This is a genomic window from Xylophilus rhododendri (assembly GCF_009906855.1).
Classification (GTDB): Bacteria; Pseudomonadota; Gammaproteobacteria; order Burkholderiales; family Burkholderiaceae_C; genus Xylophilus; species Xylophilus rhododendri.
Window position 1 is genome coordinate 817,410 of sequence record NZ_CP047650.1, and the last position, 22,457, is coordinate 839,866.

16 protein-coding genes and 1 tRNA gene are annotated in these 22,457 nt (G+C 69.0%); 6 read left to right on the top strand and 11 right to left on the bottom strand.

Annotated elements, in window-relative coordinates:
• Positions 1-58: 58 nt before the first annotated feature.
• Genes recC through GT347_RS03885 form a run of 4 tightly spaced genes read left to right on the top strand, consistent with a single transcriptional unit; the run spans position 59 to position 9,807 of the window.
• Positions 59-3,601: an exodeoxyribonuclease V subunit gamma gene (gene recC, locus GT347_RS03870; RefSeq protein WP_160550709.1), complete on the top strand. Its 3,543-nt coding sequence runs from the start codon at positions 59-61 to the stop codon at positions 3,599-3,601.
• On the top strand, positions 3,598-7,374 hold the full coding sequence (gene recB, locus GT347_RS03875; RefSeq protein WP_160550710.1) for an exodeoxyribonuclease V subunit beta: 3,777 nt from the start codon (positions 3,598-3,600) through the stop codon (positions 7,372-7,374). Before recC ends, recB begins: the two co-directional genes overlap by 4 nt.
• Positions 7,371-9,437, top strand: a complete 2,067-nt coding sequence (recD, locus tag GT347_RS03880) for an exodeoxyribonuclease V subunit alpha (RefSeq protein ID WP_160550711.1) — start codon at positions 7,371-7,373, stop codon at positions 9,435-9,437. The genes recB and recD overlap by 4 nt, the downstream gene beginning before the upstream one ends.
• A 52-nt stretch (positions 9,438-9,489) precedes the next feature.
• The gene (locus GT347_RS03885) at positions 9,490-9,807 is read left to right on the top strand and encodes a HigA family addiction module antitoxin (RefSeq protein ID WP_160550712.1); all 318 of its coding nucleotides are present in this window, start codon (positions 9,490-9,492) and stop codon (positions 9,805-9,807) included.
• A 128-nt stretch (positions 9,808-9,935) separates the two neighbouring features.
• On the opposite strand, the gene GT347_RS03890 is transcribed toward GT347_RS03885, so the two are convergent.
• Entirely contained in the window at positions 9,936-10,841 is a 906-nt protein-coding gene (locus GT347_RS03890; RefSeq protein ID WP_160550713.1) for a LysR family transcriptional regulator, read from the bottom strand.
• A gap of 106 nt (positions 10,842-10,947) precedes the next feature.
• Here GT347_RS03890 and GT347_RS03895 point away from each other — a divergent pair, with 106 nt between their 5' ends.
• Together GT347_RS03895 and GT347_RS03900 are read left to right on the top strand one after the other, a co-directional pair.
• Complete coding sequence (locus GT347_RS03895; RefSeq protein WP_160550714.1) at positions 10,948-11,577, top strand: glutathione S-transferase family protein; 630 nt, start codon at positions 10,948-10,950, stop codon at positions 11,575-11,577.
• A gap of 113 nt (positions 11,578-11,690) precedes the next feature.
• Positions 11,691-13,685 (top strand): 2Fe-2S iron-sulfur cluster-binding protein, encoded by a 1,995-nt coding sequence (locus GT347_RS03900; protein ID WP_160550715.1) that lies wholly within the window; start codon positions 11,691-11,693, stop codon positions 13,683-13,685.
• A gap of 67 nt (positions 13,686-13,752) precedes the next feature.
• Here the strand turns inward: GT347_RS03900 and GT347_RS03905 are convergent.
• The 10 genes from GT347_RS03905 to uvrB all read right to left on the bottom strand — a co-directional run bounded on the left by GT347_RS03905 (position 13,753) and on the right by uvrB (position 22,422).
• Positions 13,753-13,827, bottom strand: a tRNA-Val gene (locus GT347_RS03905).
• Between the two features lie 31 nt (positions 13,828-13,858).
• Positions 13,859-14,578 carry a DNA polymerase III subunit epsilon gene (gene dnaQ, locus GT347_RS03910; protein ID WP_160550716.1) on the bottom strand — a complete coding sequence of 240 codons (720 nt, stop codon included), beginning with the start codon at positions 14,576-14,578 and terminating at the stop codon, positions 13,859-13,861.
• Between the two features lie 16 nt (positions 14,579-14,594).
• Positions 14,595-14,933, bottom strand: a complete 339-nt coding sequence (fdx, locus tag GT347_RS03915; RefSeq protein ID WP_160550717.1) for an ISC system 2Fe-2S type ferredoxin — start codon at positions 14,931-14,933, stop codon at positions 14,595-14,597.
• Between the two features lie 37 nt (positions 14,934-14,970).
• A complete protein-coding gene (gene hscA, locus GT347_RS03920) occupies positions 14,971-16,842 on the bottom strand; it encodes a Fe-S protein assembly chaperone HscA (protein ID WP_160550718.1) in 1,872 nt (623 codons plus the stop codon).
• Between the two features lie 57 nt (positions 16,843-16,899).
• Positions 16,900-17,418 (bottom strand): Fe-S protein assembly co-chaperone HscB, encoded by a 519-nt coding sequence (gene hscB / locus GT347_RS03925; RefSeq protein ID WP_160550719.1) that lies wholly within the window; start codon positions 17,416-17,418, stop codon positions 16,900-16,902.
• A 58-nt stretch (positions 17,419-17,476) separates the two neighbouring features.
• A complete protein-coding gene (iscA, locus tag GT347_RS03930; RefSeq protein WP_160550720.1) occupies positions 17,477-17,800 on the bottom strand; it encodes an iron-sulfur cluster assembly protein IscA in 324 nt (107 codons plus the stop codon).
• Positions 17,801-17,802: 2 nt separating this feature from the next.
• Positions 17,803-18,204, bottom strand: coding sequence for a Fe-S cluster assembly scaffold IscU (iscU, locus tag GT347_RS03935; protein ID WP_160550721.1), 402 nt, complete (start codon positions 18,202-18,204; stop codon positions 17,803-17,805).
• A gap of 36 nt (positions 18,205-18,240) precedes the next feature.
• Positions 18,241-19,461 (bottom strand): IscS subfamily cysteine desulfurase, encoded by a 1,221-nt coding sequence (locus GT347_RS03940; protein ID WP_160550722.1) that lies wholly within the window; start codon positions 19,459-19,461, stop codon positions 18,241-18,243.
• 95 nt (positions 19,462-19,556) lie between these two features.
• Positions 19,557-20,093 carry a Fe-S cluster assembly transcriptional regulator IscR gene (gene iscR, locus GT347_RS03945; RefSeq protein ID WP_160550723.1) on the bottom strand — a complete coding sequence of 179 codons (537 nt, stop codon included), beginning with the start codon at positions 20,091-20,093 and terminating at the stop codon, positions 19,557-19,559.
• A 181-nt stretch (positions 20,094-20,274) separates the two neighbouring features.
• Positions 20,275-22,422 carry an excinuclease ABC subunit UvrB gene (gene uvrB / locus GT347_RS03950; protein ID WP_160550724.1) on the bottom strand — a complete coding sequence of 716 codons (2,148 nt, stop codon included), beginning with the start codon at positions 22,420-22,422 and terminating at the stop codon, positions 20,275-20,277.
• Positions 22,423-22,457: the final 35 nt, after the last annotated feature.

Consider the following 22,457-nt stretch of genomic DNA (forward strand, 5'->3'; position numbering starts at 1 on the left):
CCGCTGAAGCGGCCGGCCGGCGTTTAGGATCGTCCTTCCGCCCGCCGCCCCGTCACCGATGTCCTCAGCAGAAAACCATCCCTGGAACGGCTTCATGGCCGTTCACGGCAACCAGCCCGAACAGCTGCGCGACCTCATGCTGGCCTGGGCCGCGCGCCATCCGCTGGCGCCCCTGGAAGACGAACGCATCCTGGTGCAGAGCAACGGCGTGGCGCAGTGGCTCAAGCTCTCACTGGCGCGCGATCCGGCGCAGGGCGGCATCGGCATCGCGGCCGCCCTGCGCATGGAGCTGCCCTCGCGTTTCTTCTGGCAGGCCTACCGCGCGGTGCTGGGCGCCGAGGGTGTGCCGGCCACCTCGCCTTTCGACAAGCAATTGCTGGTCTGGCGCCTGATGCGCCTGCTGCCCGCGCTGCTGCAGGAGCCGGTGTTCGCGCCGCTGGAGCGTTTCCTGCAGGACGACAGCGACATGCGAAAACGCTGGCAGCTGGCCCAGCGCCTGGCCGACCTGTTCGACCAGTACCAGGTCTACCGCGCCGACTGGCTGGCCGACTGGGCCGCGGACCGCGACGAACTGCTGACCAGCCGACACGGCCGCCAGGAGGTGCCCCAAGCCCTCGCCTGGCAACCCCGGCTGTGGCGCGCGCTGCTGGACGACGTCGGCGTGAAGCCCGCCGAAACCAGCCGCGCCGCCGTGCACCGCCGCTTCCTCGCAGCAGCCGAAGCCTGGGACCACGACGAGGCCCCGGCCGGCCTGCCGCGCCGGCTCATCGTCTTCGGCATCTCGTCGCTGCCGCAGCAGGCGCTGGAGGTGCTGGCCGCCCTGTCGCGCTGGGTGCAGGTGCTGCTGTGCGTGCACAACCCCAGCGAGCACGACTGGTCCCACATCGTCGCCGACCAGGACCTGCTGCGCGCCGGCCGCCAGCGCCAGCGCCGCCGCGCCGGCAGCCCGGCCGAGGTGCCCGAGGACCAGTTGCACCTGCATGCCCAGCCCCTGCTGGCGGCCTGGGGCAAGCAGGGCCGCGACTTCATCCGCCTGCTCGACCAGCACGACGAACACGAGCGCTACGCCGGCCGCTTCGCCGCCATCGACCAGCGCATCGACTGCTTCGTGCCCAATGCCGGCGACACCCTGCTGCGCCAGCTGCAGGACGACATCCGCGCCCTGCGCCCGCTGCACGAGACCCGCGCCACCTGGCCCGCGCTGGACGCGGCGGCCGATGCATCCCTGCGCTTTCACATCGTGCACAGCCCGCAGCGCGAGGTGGAGGTGCTGCACGACCAGCTGCTGGCCGCCTTCGCCGCCGACTCGACACTCACCCCGCGCGACGTGATCGTGATGGTGCCGGACATCGCCGCCTACGCACCGCACATCCAGGCCGTCTTCGGCCTGCTGCCGGCGGACGACGCGCGCCACATCGCCTTCCATGTGGCCGACCGCGAACAGCGCCACCACGACCCGCTGCTGGTGGCGCTGGAAAGCCTGCTCGCCCTGCCCGACTCCCGCCTGGCCACCAGCGACATCCTGGACCTGCTCGAAGTACCGGCCCTGCAGGCGCGCTTTCGCATCGCCGACGAAGACCTGCCGCTGCTGCGCCGCTGGATCGCCGCCGCCCATGTGCGCTGGGGCCTGCATGCCGAGCACCGCGAGTCGCTCGCCCTGCCCGCCGGCATGGCGCAGAACAGCTGGGACTTCGGCCTGCAGCGCATGCTGCTCGGCTATGCCGTCGGCAGCGGAGGCGCCTGGGAAGGCGTGGAGCCGCTGGCCGAGATCGGCGGGCTGGACGCGGCCGTGCTCGGCCCGCTGGTCGATCTGGTGAACGCGGTCGAAGCGCTCTGGCGCCAATTGAGCACCGACGCCACGCCGGCCGAATGGGCGCTGCGCCTGCGCGGCCTGCTGGAGACCTTCTTCGAAGCCGAGGACGGCAGCGACGGCTTCACCCTGGTCAATCTCGACAGCGCCCTGCAGTCCTGGCTGGAGGCCTGCGACAGCGCCGGCATGCACGACGAACTGCCGCTGTGCGTGGTGCGCGAAGCCTGGCTGGAGCGCCTGGATGCGGCCGGACTGGAGCAGCCCTTCTTCTCCGGCGCGGTCACCTTCGCCACGCTGCTGCCGATGCGTGCGATTCCCTTCCGGGTGGTGGCGCTGCTGGGCATGAACGACGGCGACTATCCGCGCGCCCGGCCGGCCATGGACTTCGACCTGATGCGCGCCGACTACCGCCCCGGCGACCGCTCGCGCCGCGAGGACGACCGCTACCTGTTCCTGGAAGCGCTGCTGTCGGCGCGCGACCGGCTGCATGTGAGCTGGGTCGGCCGCAGCATCCAGGACCAGTCCGAGCGCCCGGCCTCGGTGCTGGTGGCGCAGCTGCGCGAACACATCGCGGCCGGCTGGCGGCTGGCGGGCGACGAGGCCGTGGCACAGGCCTACGCCGGCGAGCGGCTGCTGGATCGCCTCACGCTGACGCACCGCCTGCAGCCCTTCGACGATGCCTATTTCACCGCCGGCGGCGATCCGCGCCTGTTCAGTTATGCCCGCGAATGGCATGCCGAGCCGCAGGCGCAGGCCCCGGCGGCCGCAGCCGCGCTGGCGCCATGGGACTTCGAAGGCCCGCTCACCCTGAAGACGCTGACCGCCTTCCTGAAGGACCCCGTCGGCCAGTTCCTGCAGCAGCGGCTGCAGGTGCACCTGCGGCTGTACGAAGAGGCCAGCGCCGACCAGGAACCCTTCGCGCTCGACGGCCTGAAGAACTGGTCGCTGCAGGACGAACTCATCCAGGCGCAAGCCGCCGCCATGGCCCGCGGCGAGCCGCGCGAGGCGGTGCTGCAGGACCGGCTGGAGCGTATCGCCCGGCGCGGCGAACTGCCGGTGGGCGTGTTCTCGCTGCTGCAGCAGGAAGACCTGCGCGAGCCGATGGAGCGCATGTTCGGCAACTACGCGGAGGCGCTCCAGACCTGGCCCCTGCCGCTGCCGGACGCCTGGCTGGAGCACGAAACCGCGAGCGCCGCCGGGCCGGTGCGTTTCGAGGATTCGCTGGATTCCCTGCATGCCGACGCCGCCGGAAAGCGCTGCCGCATCCTGCTCGACAGCGGCTCCCTGGTGGATGGCATCCGCACGCCGAGCTATCGCCTCGACCAGCTGCTGGCGCCCTGGGTCGCCCATGTGGCCGCGCAGCTCGACGGCCAGCCGCTCAGCACCCACATCATCAGCAAGGTCGGCAGCGTGACCCTGCGGCCGCTGACCCGGGAGCAGGCAGGGAACTACTGGTCCACCCTGATCGATGCCTGGCAGCAAGGCATGCGCCGCCCCCTGCCCTTCGCCCGGAAAACCGCCGCGGCCTGGCTCAACGCCAAGGGATCGAACGACGAGAGGCGGGACAAGGCTCGCGCCAGGTACGAGCTGCACGACCCCGAACAACAGCAGTTCGGCGAGCGCCACGACAACCCCGCCCTGGCGCGTGCCTATGCGGACTTCGATGCCCTGTGGTCGGACGGCGAATTCGCCGACTGGATAGACCGGCTGCTCAAGCCCATCGACCAGGCCATAGAACGCGCCAGCGACAAAACACGCGGCGCCGAGACAGACACCGGAGAAGCGGCATGAGCCCCGACCTGCAGCCCGCCCACCTGCCGCCCCTGCTGGACCCCTTGCGTTTCCCGCTCAGCGGCAGCCGGCTGATCGAGGCCAGCGCCGGCACCGGCAAGACCTTCACCATCGCCGCGCTCTATCTGCGCCTGGTGCTGGGCCATGGCGGCGAGGCGGCCTTCAGCCGCGCGCTGACGCCGCCCGATATCCTGGTCGTCACCTTCACCGACGCCGCCACCAAGGAGTTGCGCGACCGCATCCGCGCCCGGCTCTCGGAGGCCGCCGACGCCTTCCTGCAGGAGCCCGCCACGGTGCCAGCGCTGTCGCCCGGCGAGGACCTGCTCTACGACCTGCGCGCCGACTACCCCTGCGCCGACTGGCCGCGCTGCGCCCGCCTGCTGCGGCTGGCGGCGGAGTGGATGGACGAATCCGCCGTCTCCACCATCCACGGCTGGTGCGCCCGCATGCTGAGCGAACATGCTTTCGACAGCGGCAGCCTGTTCACCCAGGCCCTGCAGGCCGACCAGAGCGGCCTGCAGGCGGAGGCCGAGCGCGACTACTGGCGCAGCCATGTGGCGCATCTGGGCGAGGCCGATGCGCGCCAGTTCCGCGAGTGGTGGAAGACACCCAAGGATTTCTGGAAACAGGTGCGGCAGCTGCTGAAGGTGCAGTCCGCGCTGCCGCCCGGCCTGCCGATGGGCCAGGCCCTGGCGCCGGCCCGCGCGGCCCAGGCGCTGGCCCTGGAGCCGGTGAAGGCGCCCTGGCGCGGCGAGAGCGGCTGGGCGATGGAGCTGCTGGGCCTGCTGGACCAGGGTTTCGCCGCCGGCCATTTCAAGATGCCCGCGCGCAAGGACTGGATGCACAAGCTGCGCGCCTGGGCCGAGAGCGACTCCGCCGCGCCCTGCTTCAAGAGCACCGACACGGCGGCCAAGCGTTTGACTCGCCCCGCGATGCGGGCCGCCTGGCAGAAGGGCGATCCCGAAGCCCTGCTTTCGCATCCCGCCTGGCCCGCGCTGGAACGCATGCAGGCCGACATCGCCGGCCTGCCCGACGGCAGCGAGGCCGTGCTGTGCCACGCCGCCCACTGGATCGCCGCGCGCCAGCAGACCGAGCAGGCACGCCGGGCGGAGATGGGTTTCGACGACCTGCTGTCGCGCCTGGACGCCGCGCTCGGCGGTCCCAACGGCGCACGCCTGGCCGCGCTGATCCGCGAGCAGTTCCCGGTGGCGCTGATCGACGAGTTCCAGGACACCGACCCGGTGCAGTACCGCATCTTCGACCGCATCTACGGCGTGGCCGCGCACGACCCGTCCTGCGCGCTGGTGCTGATCGGCGATCCCAAGCAGGCGATCTACGGCTTTCGCGGCGCCGACATCCACACCTATCTGCATGCGCGGCGCGACACCGAGGGCCGCCATGCCACGCTGGGCCGCAACTTCCGCTCCAGCGATGCGATGGTGGCCGCCGTGAACCATGTCTTCCACCGCGCCGAGGAGCGGACGCAGGGCGAAGGCGCCTTCCTGTTCCGCGCGGCGCAGGGCAATCCGGTGCCCTTCCAGCGGATGGATGCGCGGGGCCGCAAGGAAGTCTGGACACGCGGCGAAGACGTACCCGCCGCTCTGACCCTGTGGCAATGGCCGCAGGACCCGGAACAGAAAAGCGCCCCGACGGCCGAGGCAGTGCGCTCGCGCGGCGCGCAGGCCTGCGCCGCCCACATCACCGAACTGCTGGCCGAAGGGCGGGCGGGCCGCAGCGGCTTCGTCCACCCGGACGGCCGCCTGCAGGGCCTCAAACCCAGCGACATCGCGGTGCTGGTCAACAGCGGCGTGCAGGCGGACGCGGTGCGGCGGGCCCTGTCGCGGCACGGCGTGCGCAGCGTCTACCTGTCGGACCGCAGTTCGGTCTTCGCCAGCCCTTTGGCGGCCGACCTGCAGCGCCTGCTCTTCGCCTGCGCCGAACCCGACGACAACCGCGCCCTGCACACCGCCCTGGGCTGCGCGCTGCTCGGCCGCAGCTGGGCCTGGCTCGACCGGCTGGGCCACGACGAACTGCAGTGGGAGGCATTGCTGCTGCAGTTCCGCGGCTACCGGCAGCTCTGGGCCCGCCAGGGCGTGCTGCCGATGCTGCGCCATCTGCTGCAGGACTTCGAGGTGCCCCAGCGCCTGCGCGCCGCCCAGGACGAGCGCGGCCTGACCGATGTGCTGCACCTGGCCGAGCTGCTCCAGCAGGCCAGCGTGCGCCTGGACGGCCAACATGCGCTGATCCGCTGGCTGGCCGAGGAAAGGCTGGAGCCCGGCCAGGACAACGACGAACGAAAGCTGCGCCTGGAAAGCGATGCCGCCCTGGTCAAGGTGGTCACCATCCACAAGTCCAAGGGCCTGGAATATCCGCTGGTCTTCCTGCCCTTCGCCAATGTCTTCCGCGCCGCCACGGCCAAGGACATGCCGCTGAAATGGACCGACGCCGGGGGCACATCGCGCATCGACCTGAACGGCACCAGCGCCGCCGTGGAAGCGGTGGACCGCGAACGCCTGGGCGAGGACCTGCGCAAGCTCTACGTGGCCCTGACCCGGGCGCGCCATGCGACCTGGGTGGCCACCGCGCCGGTCAAGGACCTGGAACGCAGCGCGCTCGGTTATCTGCTCGGCGGCGGCGCATCCCTGGCCGGCCCGGCGCTGCCCGAAGCCCTGCACACACTCGCCGCCGGCGACGAGGCGATCGCCGTAGAGCCCCTGCCCGAACCGACCGACCTGGTGCTGCCGCCCGAAACCGACAGCCGCGAACCCGCCCCCGAACCGCCGCTGCCCACCAGCCTGCGCGAGCCCTGGTGGGTGACCAGCTATTCGGGCCTGAACCGCACCGCGGCCATGCCCCTGGACGACGGCGACACCATCCCCGCGACCGCGCCCGACAGCGCCACCCAGGATGTCTACACCGAGAGCCTGCGCGATGCGCTGGACAGCGCGGCGCCGCTCGCCGCCCCGGCCAGCGCGGCCGGCCTGCATGCTTTCCCGCGCGGCGCCGGACCCGGCCTCTTCCTGCACGGCCTGCTCGAATGGGCCGGCCAGCAGGGCTTCGCCCGCCTGCGCACCGATGCCGCCCTGCAGGCGGAACTGGCCGAGCTGGTCGCCAGACGGTGCCGGCAGCGCGGCTGGGACGCCTGGGCCGATCCGCTGCGCGCCTGGCTGCTGGCCTGGATCGAGACACCGCTGCGCCTGACCGGGCTGGAGGCCGCATCGCCCATCGCACCCGCCGAGCTGTCGCCATCGCAGTACCAGGTCGAGATGGAGTTCTGGTTCGCGGTGAACCACACCGGCACACTCGCCCTCGACGCCCTGGTGCGCCGCCACACCCTGGGCGGCGCGCCGCGGCCGGCGCTGCTGCCGCGCCAGGTCAACGGCATGCTCAAGGGCTTCATCGACCTGACTTTCGAACACGAGGGCCGCTACTACGTGGCCGACTACAAATCCAACGCCCTGGGACCGGACGCAGCCGCCTACAGCGCCGAGGCCATGGGCGCGGCGATCCTGCAGGCCCGCTACGACCTGCAGTACGTGCTCTACGTCTACGCCCTGCACCGCCTGCTGCGCAGCCGCCTGCCGGACTACGACTACGAGCGCCATGTCGGCGGCGCCGTCTACCTCTTCCTGCGCGGCGGCGACGCCCCCACCCAGGGCCTGCACTGCGAACGCCCGCCCCTCGCGCTGATGGAGGCGATGGACCGGCTGTTCGCCGGGGGCCCCACATCGCCCGGCGAGCCCGCGTCCGCCGACCTGTCCGCCATCGCATGAGCACCACCTCCTCCTCCACCCTCTTCGGCCTGCTCGATGGCTGGGTCGCCAGCGGTGCCCTGCGCTCGCTCGACCGCGCCTTCGCCCGCTTCCTGCTGCAACACGACGCACAGGCCGGCGAACCGGCCCTGCTGGCCGCCGTGTTCGCCAGCCACCAGCTCGGCCGCGGCCATGCCTGCCTGGACCTGCGGGCGGCGCTGCACGATCCCGCCGGCACGCTCGCCTTCGGCCAGGACGATGCGGACAGCGCCGATGAGGCCGCCGACACATCGCCCGCCGCCGCGCTCGCCGGCATCGACCTGGCGCGCTGGATCGCCGCCATCGACGCCGCGCGTTTCGTCGACGGCGACGGCCCCGGCGGCCAGGCGCCGCTGGTGCGCAGCGGCGAGCGCCTCTATCTGCGGCGCTACTGGCAGTACGAACAGTCGGTGCGCCAGGCCATCGACAGCCGCGTCGCCACCCCGAGCGCCGCCGCCCGGTCGCAGGCCCACGCGGGTTTCGTCCAGGCGCTCGAAGCGCTGTTCCCCCGCGAGCCCGGCGCACCCGCCAACTGGCAGAAGATGGCCTGCGCCCTGGTCGCGCGCCAGGGTTTCGGCATCGTCACCGGCGGGCCCGGCACCGGCAAGACGACCACCGTGGTGCGCCTGCTGGCCCTGCTGCAATACCTCGCGCTGTCGGGCGACGGCCAGCGCCTGCGCATCCGCCTGGCCGCACCGACCGGCAAGGCCGCGGCCAGGCTGGGCGAATCGATCTCGGGCGCCGTCTCCCGGCTCGCGCTGCAGGACCTGCCCGGCGCCGCGGGCGTGCGCGAGGCCATCCCCACCGCCGTCACCACGGTGCACCGCCTGCTGGGCAGCAAGCCGGACTCGCGCCAGTTCCGCCACGATGCGCAGAACCCGCTGCCGCTGGACGTGCTGGTGCTGGACGAAGCCTCGATGCTCGACCTGGAGATGTTCGCCGCCGTGCTCGCCGCCCTGCCCGCCCATGCGCAGCTGCTGCTGCTGGGCGACAAGGACCAGCTGGCCTCGGTGGAGGCCGGCTCGGTGCTGGGCGACCTCTGCCAGCGCGCCGATGCCGGCCACTACCTGCCGGCCACCGCCGCCTGGCTGGCCGACATCACCGGCGAACAGGTCGACCCGGCCCTGATCGACCCGCACGGCCATGCACTGGACCAGGCCGTGGCCAAGCTGCGCGTCAGCTACCGATTCCACGAGAACAGCGGCATCGGCCGCCTGGCCGACGCCGCCAACCGGGGCGACGTGAGCGCCGTGCGGCAGGCCCTGTCGCACGGTTATGCCGACCTGGCCTTCCAGGCAGACACCGGCGACGCCGCCCTGCGCCGCCTGGTCACCCACGGCGCGGCGCAAGCCTTTCGCGGCACCGACGACACGAACCACCCCGCCGGCTACAGCCACTACCTCGCCCTGGTGCGCGACGGCCGCCCGCCAGCCGATGCGCCCCGGGACGACTTCGACCGCTGGGCAGCCGAAGTGCTGCGCCGCTACGGCGAATTCCAGCTGCTCTGCGCGGTACGCGCCGGCCCCCTGGGCGTGGAGGCGGTCAACGAACGCATCGCCCGCCTGCTGCGCGCCGGCGGCTGGCTGGACACCGCGGCCGGCGACTGGTACAGCGGCCGGCCGGTGATGGTGACCCGCAACGACCACGCCCTCGGCCTGATGAACGGCGATGTCGGCATCACCCTGGCCCTGCCCCTGCAAGCGCCCGACGGCGCACTGGTCTGGGTGCCCCGCGTGGCTTTCGCCGCGCCCGGCAGCCCCGGCGGCATCCGCTGGGTCATGCCCAGCCGCCTGACCGAGGTCGAGACGGTGTTCGCGATGACCGTGCACAAATCGCAAGGCTCGGAATTCACCCACGCCGCCCTGCTGCTGCCGGCGCAGCCCAGCCGGGTGCTGACCCGGGAGCTGGTCTACACCGGCGTGACGCGCGCCAAACGCTGGTTCACCCTGGTCGCGTCGCCGCAGATGCTGGAGGCGGCCGTGCTGCAGCGGATCGAGCGGGCCAGCGGGTTGGCTGCGGAACAGAGCGGCGCCAGCATGGATTGATGAAGGTCCAGCAAATGTCGAGATCGTCGATTACCACTGACGGGAGAAAGTCATGAGCACCAGATTCAAGAACGGCATGCGCCCTATCCACCCGGGCGAGATCCTGCGGGAGGAATACCTCGTCCCCATGGGTATGAGCGTCAACGCCCTCGCCAAAGCGCTTCGCCTGACCACGAGCCGGGTCAACGACATCGTTCGTGAGCGGCGCGGTATCACCCCGGACACGGCGCTACGCCTGGCCAGGTATTTCGGCGCGGATGCCCAATCCTGGCTCAATCTGCAACAAGCCTTTGAATTGCGCGTGGCTGAGACGGACGTTCAACTACAACAAGCACTGGAAGAGATTGAACCGATGGCGCTGGCCGCCTGAGCCAGCGAAATCCAGGCCCGCTTCGCACCGATGCATCGCGCCAACTTTCAGACGCACTGGATCATGGCCAAGCCGCTGCAGGAAATGAGCCTTAGGGATGTGCACTCGCCATGCCTGCACTCGTGGCTTCAATCCGCATGCACCAGCGCAGCATTGTTCCGAAGGCGCTCCACCGCCAGATCGATGAAGGCCCTTGCCTTGGCCGTGACCCTGCGGCCTTCCGCATGGACGACATGCACGGGCAAGGCGGGTTCCTCGAACTCGGGAAGCACCACTTCCAGCCGTCCCGCATGGATGTCCGCGGCCACCTGGTAGGACAGCACCCGCGTGATGCCCCAGCCTTTCAGCGCGGCTTCGATGGCCGCTTCGTTGGTATTGCAGAACAGGCGCGGCCGCACCTGGATGCCGGCCCGATGGCCGTGCCCGAAACGCCATTCGAGCGATGACCACGCGCCGACGGCCGCGATGATCCTGTGCTGGCCGAGATCGCCGGGGCGTTCCGGCCGGCCGGCTGCCGCGAGGTAGGTCGCGGACGCACAGACCACCCGGCGCACGCTGCCCACCTTGATGGCGTGATAGCCCGAGGACGGCAGGTGTCCGATGCGCACGGCGACATCGATTCCTTCTTCGACGAGATGGGTGTTCCGGTCCACGAACAACGCCTGCCCGGTCATGGTCGGATAGCGGTCCAGGTATTCCGTGAGGATGGGCAGCACGTGCAGGGTGCCGAATCGCGTCGATGCCGTCACCGTGAGGGTTCCGCTGGGCGTGGCATGGGCACCCGCGGCGCCGGCGTCGGCTTCCTCCACCTCCAGCAGGATGCGGCGGCAGTCCTCCAGGTACCGGGCGCCCGCCTCGGTCGGTTTCACCGAACGTGTGGTGCGTTGCAGCAGGCGTGCGCCGACACCCTCCTCCAGCATGGCGATGGCCCGCGTCACGGCGGGCGGACTCATGTGCAGCGCCCTCGCCGCGCCCGCGAAGCCGCCCACCTCCGCCACCTTGACGAAGACCGTCATGCACAGCAATTTGTCCATTCGCCATTCCGATTTGTGGAATACAGGATTCTATGTTTTCGGGATTCTCTTCACCGAGGGGAATTATCAGAATGCGGCCCTGTCAGTCACCACAGGAACTCCCGCCATGAAGCTCTACCACTTTCCCTTGTCCGGCCACGCCCACCGAGCACGCCTCTTTCTTTCCCTGCTGGATGTGCCGCACGAAGTCATCGACGTGGACCTGGCCAACGGCGCCCACAAGACGGCCGGCTTCCTCGCCATCAACGCCTTCGGCCAGGTACCGGTGCTGGACGACGACGGCACGCTCGTCAGCGACTCCAACGCCATCCTCGTGTACCTCGCCAAGAAGCTGGGCCGCACCGACTGGCTGCCGGAGGACGCGGCGGGCGCGGCACGGGTGCAGCGCTGGCTGTCCGTGGCGGCCGGTGAAATCGCCTACGGCCCCGCCGCGGCCCGCCTGATCACGGTTTTCAAATCCTCGCATCGGGCCGAGGAAGTCATCGCACGGGCCCATGCGATCTTCGAACGCATGGAACAGGCGCTGGAGGGCCGGGACTGGATCGCAAGCGCAAGACCCGGGACCGTCTCGGCACCGACCATCGCCGACGTGGCGCTGTACAGCTACACCGACCGCGCGCCGGAAGGCTGCGTGGACCTGGTGGCCTATCCCAACATCCGGGCGTGGCTGGCGCGCGTGCAAGCCTTGCCCGGCTTCGTTCCGTTCCAGAGGACGCCCGTCGGCCTGGCCGCCTGAAGCGCGCGGAAGGATCCTCCAATGGCTGCGCCCGCCCCCTCCCGCCCGACACCGCTTCCCCCTGGCATCCGGGCGAGCTGGAAATCCAGCGCAAGGCAGGCGTGGTGGCGCAGATGGACTCTTTCGGGCGCCAGTACGTACGGACCTTCATGCCCGAGCAGCACCGGGAGTTCTTTCCGCTGCTGCCCTTCGTTCTGCTGGGTGCGGTCGATCCAGGCGGGGATGTGTGGGCCACCATGCGCGCGGGCGTGCCCGGTTTTCTGAGCGCGCCGGACGAACATCACCTGAGCGTCGACACGGTGCGTGAACCCGCCGACCCCGCGGACGCCGGCCTGGAAGACGGTGACGCGGTCGGCCTGCTGGGCATCGACCTGATGACACGCCGGCGCAACCGGCTCAACGGGATCATCCGCCGCACCGTGGGCGAAGACCGGTTTTCCATCGAAGTCGGGCAGAGCTTCGGCGCCTGCCCGCGCTACATCACCAACCGCTCCTGCGTGCCGACCCGGCCACCCGGTCGAACGTCGCCGCAAGCCCCCCGTCTCGCCGACGGGATGGACGCCGAGGCACGCCGCCTGATCGCCAGTGCCGACAGCCTGTTCGTCGCCTCCTACATCGAGGCGAAGGACAGCCGCGACGGCCGGCGCCAGGTGGATGTGTCGCACCGCGGCGGCAAGCCCGGCTTCGTGCGGCTCGACGCCGATGGCGGTCTCACCGTGCCGGAGTTCAACGGCAATCTCTTCTTCAATACCCTGGGCAACTTCGTCCTCAACCCCAAGGCGGGCCTGCTGTTCGTCGATTACGAGACGGGCGACATGCTGCAGATGACGGGTGTGGCCGAGGTGATCCTGGACTCGCCGGAAATCGCCGCCTTCCAGGGCGCCGAGCGCCTGTGGCGTTTCATGCCCCGCAAGGTCGTCCACCGACCGGCGGGCCTGCCGCTGCGCTGGGACCGACGCCCGGACGGCGCATCGCCCAGCGTGTTCCTGACCGGCAGCTGGGACGAAGCTTCCGCCCGCCTGCAGGCGCAGGCGCTGGCCGGCCGGTGGCGGCCGTTCCGCATCGCGCGGGCCACCGAGGAAAGCAGCACGGTCCGCTCCCTCGTGCTCGAAGCGGCCGATGGCGTGGCCATGGTTCCGCATCTGGCGGGGCAGCACCTGCCCTTGCGTCTGGTCGATGCCGATGCGTCCGCAGCTTCCGGCCCTGCGCCGATCCGCAGCTACACCCTGTCGTCCGCGCCGGGAGACAAGCTCTACCGCATCAGCGTCAAGCGCGACGGCGTGGTATCGCAAGGCCTGCACCGGCTGCAGGAAGGCGAGCTGGTCGAGGTACAGGGCCCCGCAGGCGCCTTCACCATCGACGCTTCGCAGCGGCGCCCGGCGGTGCTGCTGGCGGCGGGCATCGGCATCACGCCCATCCTGTCCATGCTGCGGCATCTGGTGCTGGAGGGCGTTCGTACGCGGCATCGCCGGCCGGCGTGGATCTTCCATTCGGCCCGAACGAAAGCCGAGCGCGCGTTCGACCGTGAAATCGCCCAACTGGCCGGCGCTTCGGAAGGAGCCGTTCGGCGGGTGCGTGTGCTCGGCTCCGGCCAGGGCGCGAAGGCCGTGGCCGACTACGACGCCATCGGCCGCATCGACCTGGATCTGCTTCAGGCGCACCTGCCGCTGGCCGACTACGACTTCTACCTGTGCGGGCCGGCGGGCTTCATGCAGTCGCTGTACGACGGCTTGCGCTCCCTGAACATCGCCGACGAACGCATCCACGCCGAATCGTTCGGACCCGCCGGCCTGAAACGGTCGGGCCTGGCCGCCAGCTCCGGCCGTGCGGACGCGGCGCCGTCGCCGGTCGCCGCCGAGGTGGTCTTCTCGGTATCGGGCAGACAGGCGACCTGGAAGCCCGGCGATGGCTCGATCCTGGAGATCGCCGAAAAGGCAGGTCTGGCGCCGGCCTACGGCTGCCGCAGCGGCAGTTGCGGGACTTGCAGGACCAGGATCGGCGGCGGACAGGTCGCATACATCACCACCCCCACCGCACCTGTCGGCGCCGACGAAGCCTTGGTCTGTTGCGCCGTGCCCGCCACCGCCTTGGTCTCGGTCATTTGCTAGGGCACACCTGCTGCGAGCTATAAATGAAAAAAACCCCGCAAGCCTGAGACTTGCGGGGTTTTTGAATTGGTGGGTGATGCAGGGTTTGAACCTGCGACCCCTGCCGTGTGAAGGCAGTGCTCTACCGCTGAGCTAATCACCCGTCAAAACGCTGTTGCGTCCTGAGCCCACGATTATGCCACAGGATTTTCGAACTTTCGCCAGATTGCAGCGCCGCCTGCAGATTTATCGAGCTGCTTGAGCACGCCGTCATGCGCGCTGACCTCCTGCTCGGTCGCCATCAGCACCGGCAGGGTGAACTGGCTCAGGTCGATGCGGATCACTTCCACGGTGCCATTGGAATCGTCCGAGCCGGCATCCATGATCAGCGCGTCCTGGCCGCGGGTCATGTTGATGTAGACGTCGGCCAGCAGCTCCGCGTCCAGCAGCGCGCCGTGCAGCGTGCGGCCGGAGTTGTCGACTTCCAGGCGGTCGCACAGGGCATCGAGCGAATTGCGCTTGCCGGGGAACATCTCCTTGGCCATCAGCAGCGTGTCGGTCACGCTGGCGACGATGTTGCGAATGCCCGGGCGGCCCACGAGCTGCAGTTCCTTGTTGAGGAAACCCACGTCGAAGGCGGCGTTGTGGATGATGAGTTCGGCGCCGGCCAGGTAGTCCAGCACCTCGTCGACCACTTCGGCGAACTTGGGTTTGTCCTTCAGGAACTCGTTGCTGATGCCGTGCACCCGCAGCGCGTCTTCATGGCTGTCGCGCTCGGGGTTCAGGTAGAGGTGCAGGTTGCGGCCGGTGAACTTGCGGTTGACCATTTCGACCGCACCGATCTCGATGATGCGGTCGCCGGCCTCGGCCGAGAGGCCGGTGGTTTCGGTATCGAAGACGATCTGGCGGCTCATGTGCTGCGGCCCTTTTTCAGTGGTTTTCCTTGGCGTGGTTGATCGAGTACTTGGGTATCTCGATCGTCACGTCCTGCTGCGCCAGGATGGCCTGGCAGGACAGGCGCGACTGCGGCTCCAGGCCCCAGGCGCGGTCGAGCAGGTCTTCCTCGGCCTCTTCCGCCTCGTTGAGCGAGGCCAGGCCCTGGCGCACCACCACATGGCAGGTGGTGCAGGCACAGCTCATGTCGCAGGCATGCTCGATGTCGATGTGGTTGTCGAGCAGCGCCTCGCAGATGGAGGTGCCGGCGGGAGCGCTGATTTCGGCGCCCGCGGGGCAGTACTCGGGATGCGGCAGGATCTTGATGACGGGCATGTCGTGGGGTCTATCGGTTCTTCTGAAGGGCGGCGGCTCAGAGGCTCTGCACCTGGCGGCCGGCCAGCGCGCGGCGGATGCCGCGGTTCATGCGTTCGGCGGCGAAAGCTTCGGTGCCGTGGGCCAGGGCCTTGGTGGCGGCCTCGATGGCGGCGGTGTCGCTGCCTTCGCGGCTGGCTTGCAGGGCGACGATCAAGGCTTCGACCTGGGCACGCTCCTCGGCCGGCAGCAGGTCGCCGTCGGCCTGCAGTGCGCTGCGGGTGGCCAGCACCAGGCGGTCGGCATCGACACGCGACTGCACCAGCGCACGCGCGGCCATGTCCTGGGCGGCGGTGCTGAAGCTGTCCTGCAGCATGCGGGCGATGGCGTCGTCGCTCAGGCCGTAGGAGGGCTTGACGTCGATGCGCGCTTCCACGCCGCTGGTCTGCTCGCGCGCGGCCACGCTCAGCAGGCCGTCGGCATCGACGGTGAAGGTGACGCGGATGCGCGCGGCGCCGGCGGCCATGGGCGGAATGCCGCGCAGCTCGAAGCGGGCCAGGCTGCGGCAGTCGGCGACCAGATCGCGTTCGCCCTGCACCACATGCAGGGCCAGGGCGGTCTGGCCGTCCTGGTAGGTGGTGAAGTCCTGACCGCGGGCGCAGGGGATGGTCTCGTTGCGCGAGACGATGCGCTCCACCAGTCCGCCCATGGTCTCGATGCCGAGCGAGAGCGGGATCACGTCGAGCAGCAGCAGGTCGTCGGCACCCTGGTTGCCGATCAGCTGATCGGCCTGGCGGGCGGCGCCGAGGGCCACGACCTGGTCGGGGTCTAGGTTGGTCAGCGGCTCCTGGCCGAAGTGGCGGGCCACGGCGGCGCGGATCTGCGGCATGCGGGTGGAACCGCCGACCAGCACCACGCCCTGCACTTCCTCGGCCGAGACTTCGGCGTCGCGCAGCACGCGGCGCACCGAGTCCATGGTGCGTGCGGTGAGGCTGGCCGTGGCGGATTCGAAGTCGGCGCGAGTGAGTTGCTGGTGCAGCGGGCCGTCGGAGAGTTCGGCCGAGAACTCGGCCGAGTCCGCATCCGACAGCGCTTCCTTGCAGGCGCGCGCGGCCTGGCGAAGCGCGGCGCGGTCGCCCGCCTGGTCGGCATGGCGGGGCGACTGGCGCATCACCGATTCGGCCAGGGCCGCGTCGTAGTCGTCGCCGCCCAGCGCGGCATCGCCGCCGGTGGCCACCACTTCGAACACACCGCGCGACAGGCGCAGCAGGGACACATCGAAAGTGCCGCCGCCCAGGTCGTACACGGCGTAGAGGCCTTCGCTGCCGTTGTCCAGCCCGTAGGCGATGGCGGCGGCGGTGGGCTCGTTGATCAGGCGCAGGACTTCCAGGCCAGCCAGGCGGGCCGCATCCTTGGTGGCCTGGCGCTGGGCGTCGTCGAAATAGGCGGGCACGGTGATGACGGCGCCGTCGATGTCGGCATCGAAGCTGTCTTCGGCGCGCTGGCGCAGCACGGCGAGGATCTCGGCGCTTACTTCCACCGGCGACTTGGTGCCGGCCACGGTGGCGATGCCGACCATGCCGCCCTGCCCTGCTTCGGGGCTGTCGACCAGCGCATAGGGAAGGCGCTGCTTGTTCTGCACATCGGACAGGCCGCGGCCCATCAGGCGCTTGACCGAGACGATGGTGTTCTCCGGATCGCTCACCGCGGCCGCCTGGGCCGCCGAGCCGATCTGCCGGCCTGTGGCCGAGAGGTAGCGCACCACCGAAGGCAGCAGCACTTCGCCGCTCTCGTCCGGCAGGCATTCGGCCACGCCGCTGCGCACCGCGGCGACCAGGGAATGCGTGGTGCCCAGGTCGATGCCGACGGCGATCCGGCGCTGGTGCGGATCGGGAGACTGGTCGGGTTCTGAAATCTGGAGGAGCGCCATGCGGGGAAAAGGGAAACGAAAGAACGAAAGGCGCCGCGAGGACCGCGGCGCAGGAGGCTATTGTCCGACCAACGCGCGGCGCGCATCGATGTCGTCGGCAAAGCGCGCAAGAAACATAAGGGCACGGACTTGCGCTGACGCGGCGGGGTAGTCGTGCTTTTCATCGAGCAGCTCGGCGCAGCGGGCGATGGCGGCCTGGCGGGCGGCTTCGACCTCGGCTTCCAGTGCATCCACGGCGGCGCGGTTTTCCGCATCGTCGAGCGCCTCGCGCCACTCCATCTGCTGCATCAGGAAGGCGGCCGGCATGGCGGTGTTGGTCTCGGCGGAGATCGGCGCGCCGTTCAGCTCGCACAGATAGGCGGCGCGCTTGAGGGGACTGCGCAGCCGGCGGTTGGCCTCGTTGATGCGCACCGACCATTGCATGGCCAGGCGCTGGGCCGCCGCGCCCTGGGCGGCGAAACGGTCAGGATGTGCCTCGCGCTGCAGCGCCTTCCAGCGCTCGTCGAGCTGTGCAAGATCCTGGGCGAAGGTGGCGGGCACGCCGAACAGTTCGAAATCGTTGGCCTGGATGTCCATTGGAGGCAGAAAAAAGCCGCCCGCGCGAGCTTGGGCGGCTGTCGCGAGCAGGCTCGCTTCAGATACGGAAGGACTCGCCGCAACCGCAACGATCGCGCTCGTTGGGGTTGAGGAACTTGAAGCCTTCGTTCAGGCCTTCGCGCACGAAGTCGAGCTGGGTGCCGTCGATGTAGGCCAGGCTTTTCGGATCGACCAGCACCTTGATGCCATGGTCCTCGAACACGATGTCGCCATCGGCGTTGTCGTCCACGTACTCCAGCTTGTAGGCCAGGCCGGAACAACCCGTGGTCTTCACGCCCAGGCGCACACCGATACCGCGACCGCGCTTGGTGAGGTAGCGGTTCACATGCCGCGCAGCGGCTTCGGTAAGGGTGACGGCCATGATCAGGCGGCCGCGGCGGCTTCGACGTGCTTCTTGCGGTAGTCGTCCACCGCCGCCTTGATGGCGTCCTCGGCCAGGATGGAGCAGTGGATCTTCACCGGCGGCAGCGCCAGCTCTTCGGCGATCACGCTGTTCTTCAGCGCGGCCGCTTCGTCCAGCGTCTTGCCCTTGACCCATTCGGTCACCAGCGAAGACGAGGCGATGGCGGAGCCGCAGCCGTAGGTCTTGAAACGCGCGTCCTCGATGACGCCGGTTTCCGCATTAACCTTGATCTGCAGCTTCATCACGTCGCCGCAGGCCGGCGCGCCGACCATGCCGGTGCCCACGCTGTCGTCGCCCTTTTCGAAGGAGCCGACGTTGCGGGGGTTTTCATAGTGGTCGATGACCTTGTCGGAGTAAGCCATGGTGGGGTCCCTTCTTGCTTATGACGGCCGCGGCGCTTAGTGCGCGGCCCACTGGATGGTGCTGATGTCGATGCCGTCCTGGAACATTTCCCAGAGCGGCGACAGTTCACGCAGCTTGGCCACGTTGTGGCGGATGGTGGAGATCGCGTAGTCGATCTCTTCCTCGGTCGTGAAACGGCCGATGGTCATGCGCAGGCTGCTGTGCGCCAGCTCGTCGCTGCGGCCCAGGGCGCGCAGCACATAGCTGGGCTCCAGGCTGGCCGAGGTGCAGGCCGAGCCCGAAGACACCGCCAGGCCCTTGATGCCCATGATCAGCGACTCGCCTTCGACGAAGTTGAAGCTCATGTTCAGGTTCTGCGGCACACGGTGTTCCATGCTGCCGTTGATGAAGACCTGTTCGATGTCCTTCAGGCCGTCGAGCAGGCGCTGCTGCAGCGCGCGCGCCTTGGCGTTCACCTCGGCCATCTCCAGCTTGATGATGCGGAAGGCCTCGCCCATGCCGACGATCTGGTGCGTGGGCAGCGTGCCCGAACGCATGCCGCGCTCGTGGCCGCCGCCGTGGATCTGCGCCTCCAGCCGCACGCGCGGCTTGCGGCGCACGTACAGGGCGCCCACGCCCTTGGGGCCGTAGGTCTTGTGCGCGGTCATGCTCATCAGGTCGACGGGCAGGGCCTTCATGTCGATGTCGACACGGCCGGTGGCCTGCGCGGCATCGACGTGGAAAAGGATGCCCTTCTCGCGGCACAGGGCGCCGATGGCGGGGATGTCCTGGATCACGCCGATCTCGTTGTTCACGAAGAGCACGCTGATCAGGATGGTGTCGGGGCGGATCGCGGCCTTCAACTTTTCCAGATCGACCAGGCCGTCTTCCTCGACATCGAGGTAGGTGGCGTCGAAGCCCTGGCGCTCCAGTTCGCGCACCGTGTCGAGCACGGCCTTGTGCTCGGTCTTGAGCGTGATCAGGTGCTTGCCCTTGCCCTTGTAGAACTGGGCGGCGCCCTTCAGGGCCAGGTTGATCGACTCGGTGGCGCCGCTGGTCCAGACGATCTCGCGGGGGTCGGCGCCGATCAGGTCGGCGACCTGGCCGCGCGCCCGCTCGATGGCTTCTTCGGCTTCCCAGCCCCAGGCGTGGCTGCGCGAGGCTGCGTTGCCGAAGTGCTCGCGCAGCCAGGGGATCATGGCGTCGACCACACGCGGGTCGCAGGGCGTGGTGGCGCCGTAATCGAGGTAGATCGGAAAGTGCGGGGTGATATCCATGGCAGAACTGACGTTAGCTGGCTGTAGAGCTGGCTATGAAGCTGGCGAAACCAAAAGGAACGAAAGGCGGGCCCGGCATGCCGGCGCCCGCGGACTCAGGATTTGGCGAAGGCGTTGCCCAGCGCGAAAACCGAGTTCGGCGCGTTCACGCGGATCGGCTTGACCACCGGCTGGCTCGAGATGGCGCGGCGCACGGCCGGCTTGTCCTCGATCTGCACACCCTTGGCGATCTGTTCGTCGACCAGTTTCTGCAGCGTGACCGAGTCCAGGAACTCGACCATGCGCTGGTTGAGCGATGCCCACAGCTCGTGCGTCATGCAGCGGCCGGCTTCGCCCAGGCAGTTTTCCTTGCCGCCGCATTGGGTGGCGTCGATGGGTTCGTCCACCGAGACGATGATGTCGGCCACCGTGATGTCGGCCGCCTTGCGGCCCAGGGTGTAGCCGCCGCCGGGGCCGCGGGTGGATTCCACCAGTTCGTGGCGGCGCAGCTTGCCGAAGAGCTGTTCGAGATACGACAGCGAAATCTGCTGGCGTTGGCTGATGGCAGCCAGCGTGACCGGGCCGTTGTTCTGGCGCAGGGCCAGATCGATCATCGCGGTGACCGCAAAACGGCCTTTGGTTGTGAGACGCATGGCAAGCTCCTTGGCTATTGCACTGTATGAACACCCCGTCGGGCATGGACCCGAAGGGCACCGTCTCCACCCATTCCCTGCCGCAATCGTGCTGTTTTGCACGACGGACAGAGCCCTGCATCGTCGGGAATCGCTTTGTTGTCTTTGTTGAGTATTTGAATCAAGTATAACCCAAGACCCGCTACTTTGGTCGGGAATCGGCCGAAGGGGGCGTAGGAAAGGCCACCACGTTGTCGTGGCCGGAGGCGCCGAGCGCCCTTTCCTTCAGGCGCGAAAGCTGGTCTCGCAGGCGGGCGGCCTTCTCGAATTCGAGGTTGCGGGCGTGCTCCAGCATCTGCTTTTCCAGGCGTTTGATCTCGCGGGCCAGGTCCTTCTCGGACAGGTCTTCCAGCAATGTGTCGCCGCGTGTGCCGGCGTCCGCCCCCACCGCGTCGCGGCCGGCCTTCTCGCCATAGACACCGTCGATCAGCTCGCGCACCTGCTTGACCACGCTGCGCGGCACGATGCCGTGCAGCTCGTTGTGGGCGATCTGCTTCTCGCGCCGGCGCTCGGTCTCGCCGATGGCCTTGCGCATCGATTCGGTCACCCGGTCGGCGTAGAGGATGGCGCGGCCGTTCAGGTTGCGCGCGGCCCGGCCTATGGTCTGGATGAGGCTGCGTTCGGCGCGCAGGAAACCTTCCTTGTCGGCATCGAGAATGGCCACCAGGCTCACCTCCGGAATGTCCAGGCCCTCGCGCAGCAGGTTGATGCCCACCAGCACGTCGAAGGTGCCCAGGCGCAGGTCGCGCAGGATCTCCACCCGCTCCACCGTGTCGATGTCGCTGTGCAGGTAGCGCACCTTCACGCCGTTGTCGCTGAGGTAGTCGGTGAGCTGCTCCGCCATGCGTTTGGTCAGGGTGGTGATCAGCACCCGCTCGTTCTTGTCGACGCGGATGCGGATCTCCTGCAGCACGTCGTCCACCTGGTGCGTGGCGGGCCGCACTTCCACGATGGGATCGACCAGGCCGGTCGGCCGCACCACCTGCTCGACCACCTTGCCGGCATTGCGTTTCTCGTAGTCGGCCGGCGTGGCCGAGACGAAGACCACCTGGCGCATGCGGGTCTCGAACTCGTCGAACTTCAGCGGCCGGTTGTCCAGGGCCGAGGGCAGGCGAAAGCCGTAATCCACCAGCGTGCTCTTGCGCGCCCGGTCGCCGTTGTACATGCCGCCGAGCTGGCCGATCATGACGTGGCTCTCGTCCAGGAACATGACCGCGTCCTTGGGCAGGTAGTCGGTCAGCGTGGCCGGCGGCGCGCCGGGCGGCGAGCCCGAGAGGTGGCGCGAGTAGTTCTCGATGCCCTTGCAGTGACCGATCTCGGCCAGCATCTCCAGGTCGAAGCGGGTGCGCTGCTCCAGGCGCTGAGCTTCCACCAGCTTGCCTTCGGAGACGAAGAACTTCAGCCGCTCGCGCAGCTCCTCCTTGATCGAATCGACCGCGCTCAGCACCTTGTCGCGCGGCGTCACGTAGTGGCTGGCCGGGTAGATCACGAAACGCGGCACCTTCTGCCGCACCTTGCCGGTGAGCGGGTCGAAGAGCTGCAGCGACTCGACCTCGTCGTCGAAGAGTTCGATGCGGATCGCAAGCTCCGAATGCTCGGCCGGGAACACGTCGATGGTGTCGCCGCGCACCCGGAAGCTGCCGCGCGAGAAGTCCTGCTCGTTGCGGGTGTACTGCATGCGGATCAGCTGGGCGATGGCCTCGCGCTGGCTCTGCTTGCTGCCCACCCGCAGGATGAAACGCATCTGGGTGTAGTCCTCGGGTGCGCCTATGCCGTAGATGGCGCTGACCGAGGCCACGATGATCACGTCGCGCCGCTCCAGCACGCTCTTGGTGGCCGACAGGCGCATCTGCTCGATGTGCTCGTTGATCGCGCTGTCCTTCTCGATGAACAGGTCGCGCTGGGGCACATAGGCCTCGGGCTGGTAGTAGTCGTAGTAGCTGACGAAGTACTCGACGGCGTTCTTGGGGAAGAACTCGCGGAACTCGGCGTAGAGCTGCGCCGCCAGCGTCTTGTTGGGCGCGAAGACGATCGCCGGCCGGCCGGTGCGGGCGATCACGTTGGCCATGGTGAAGGTCTTGCCGGAGCCGGTCACGCCCAGCAGGGTCTGGAAGACCTCACCGTCGGCTATGCCTTCGACCAGCTGGTCGATGGCCACCGGCTGGTCGCCGGCCGGCGGATAGGGCTGGTACAGCTCGAAGGGCGAGCCCTCGTACTGGATGAAGGTGCCCGGCTTATCGGTAGCGGGTGCGTCGGATGGAACTGCGGCGATGGGGGCGGTATCAGGCATGTTGGCAAACACTGTACAGGCCGACAGCCGGCCAC

What these genes read in the sequence shown, in the direction of transcription:
- recC (WP_160550709.1), top strand. Translation starts at nt 59, where the DNA reads ATGTCCTCAGCAGAAAACCATCCCTGGAACGGCTTCATGGCCGTTCAC.
- recB (WP_160550710.1), top strand. Translation starts at nt 3,598, where the DNA reads ATGAGCCCCGACCTGCAGCCCGCCCACCTGCCGCCCCTGCTGGACCCC.
- recD (WP_160550711.1), top strand. Translation starts at nt 7,371, where the DNA reads ATGAGCACCACCTCCTCCTCCACCCTCTTCGGCCTGCTCGATGGCTGG.
- GT347_RS03885 (WP_160550712.1), top strand. Translation starts at nt 9,490, where the DNA reads ATGAGCACCAGATTCAAGAACGGCATGCGCCCTATCCACCCGGGCGAG.
- GT347_RS03890 (WP_160550713.1), bottom strand. Translation starts at nt 10,841, where the DNA reads ATGGACAAATTGCTGTGCATGACGGTCTTCGTCAAGGTGGCGGAGGTG.
- GT347_RS03895 (WP_160550714.1), top strand. Translation starts at nt 10,948, where the DNA reads ATGAAGCTCTACCACTTTCCCTTGTCCGGCCACGCCCACCGAGCACGC.
- GT347_RS03900 (WP_160550715.1), top strand. Translation starts at nt 11,691, where the DNA reads ATGGACTCTTTCGGGCGCCAGTACGTACGGACCTTCATGCCCGAGCAG.
- dnaQ (WP_160550716.1), bottom strand. Translation starts at nt 14,578, where the DNA reads ATGAGCCGCCAGATCGTCTTCGATACCGAAACCACCGGCCTCTCGGCC.
- fdx (WP_160550717.1), bottom strand. Translation starts at nt 14,933, where the DNA reads ATGCCCGTCATCAAGATCCTGCCGCATCCCGAGTACTGCCCCGCGGGC.
- hscA (WP_160550718.1), bottom strand. Translation starts at nt 16,842, where the DNA reads ATGGCGCTCCTCCAGATTTCAGAACCCGACCAGTCTCCCGATCCGCAC.
- hscB (WP_160550719.1), bottom strand. Translation starts at nt 17,418, where the DNA reads ATGGACATCCAGGCCAACGATTTCGAACTGTTCGGCGTGCCCGCCACC.
- iscA (WP_160550720.1), bottom strand. Translation starts at nt 17,800, where the DNA reads ATGGCCGTCACCCTTACCGAAGCCGCTGCGCGGCATGTGAACCGCTAC.
- iscU (WP_160550721.1), bottom strand. Translation starts at nt 18,204, where the DNA reads ATGGCTTACTCCGACAAGGTCATCGACCACTATGAAAACCCCCGCAAC.
- GT347_RS03940 (WP_160550722.1), bottom strand. Translation starts at nt 19,461, where the DNA reads ATGGATATCACCCCGCACTTTCCGATCTACCTCGATTACGGCGCCACC.
- iscR (WP_160550723.1), bottom strand. Translation starts at nt 20,093, where the DNA reads ATGCGTCTCACAACCAAAGGCCGTTTTGCGGTCACCGCGATGATCGAT.
- uvrB (WP_160550724.1), bottom strand. Translation starts at nt 22,422, where the DNA reads ATGCCTGATACCGCCCCCATCGCCGCAGTTCCATCCGACGCACCCGCT.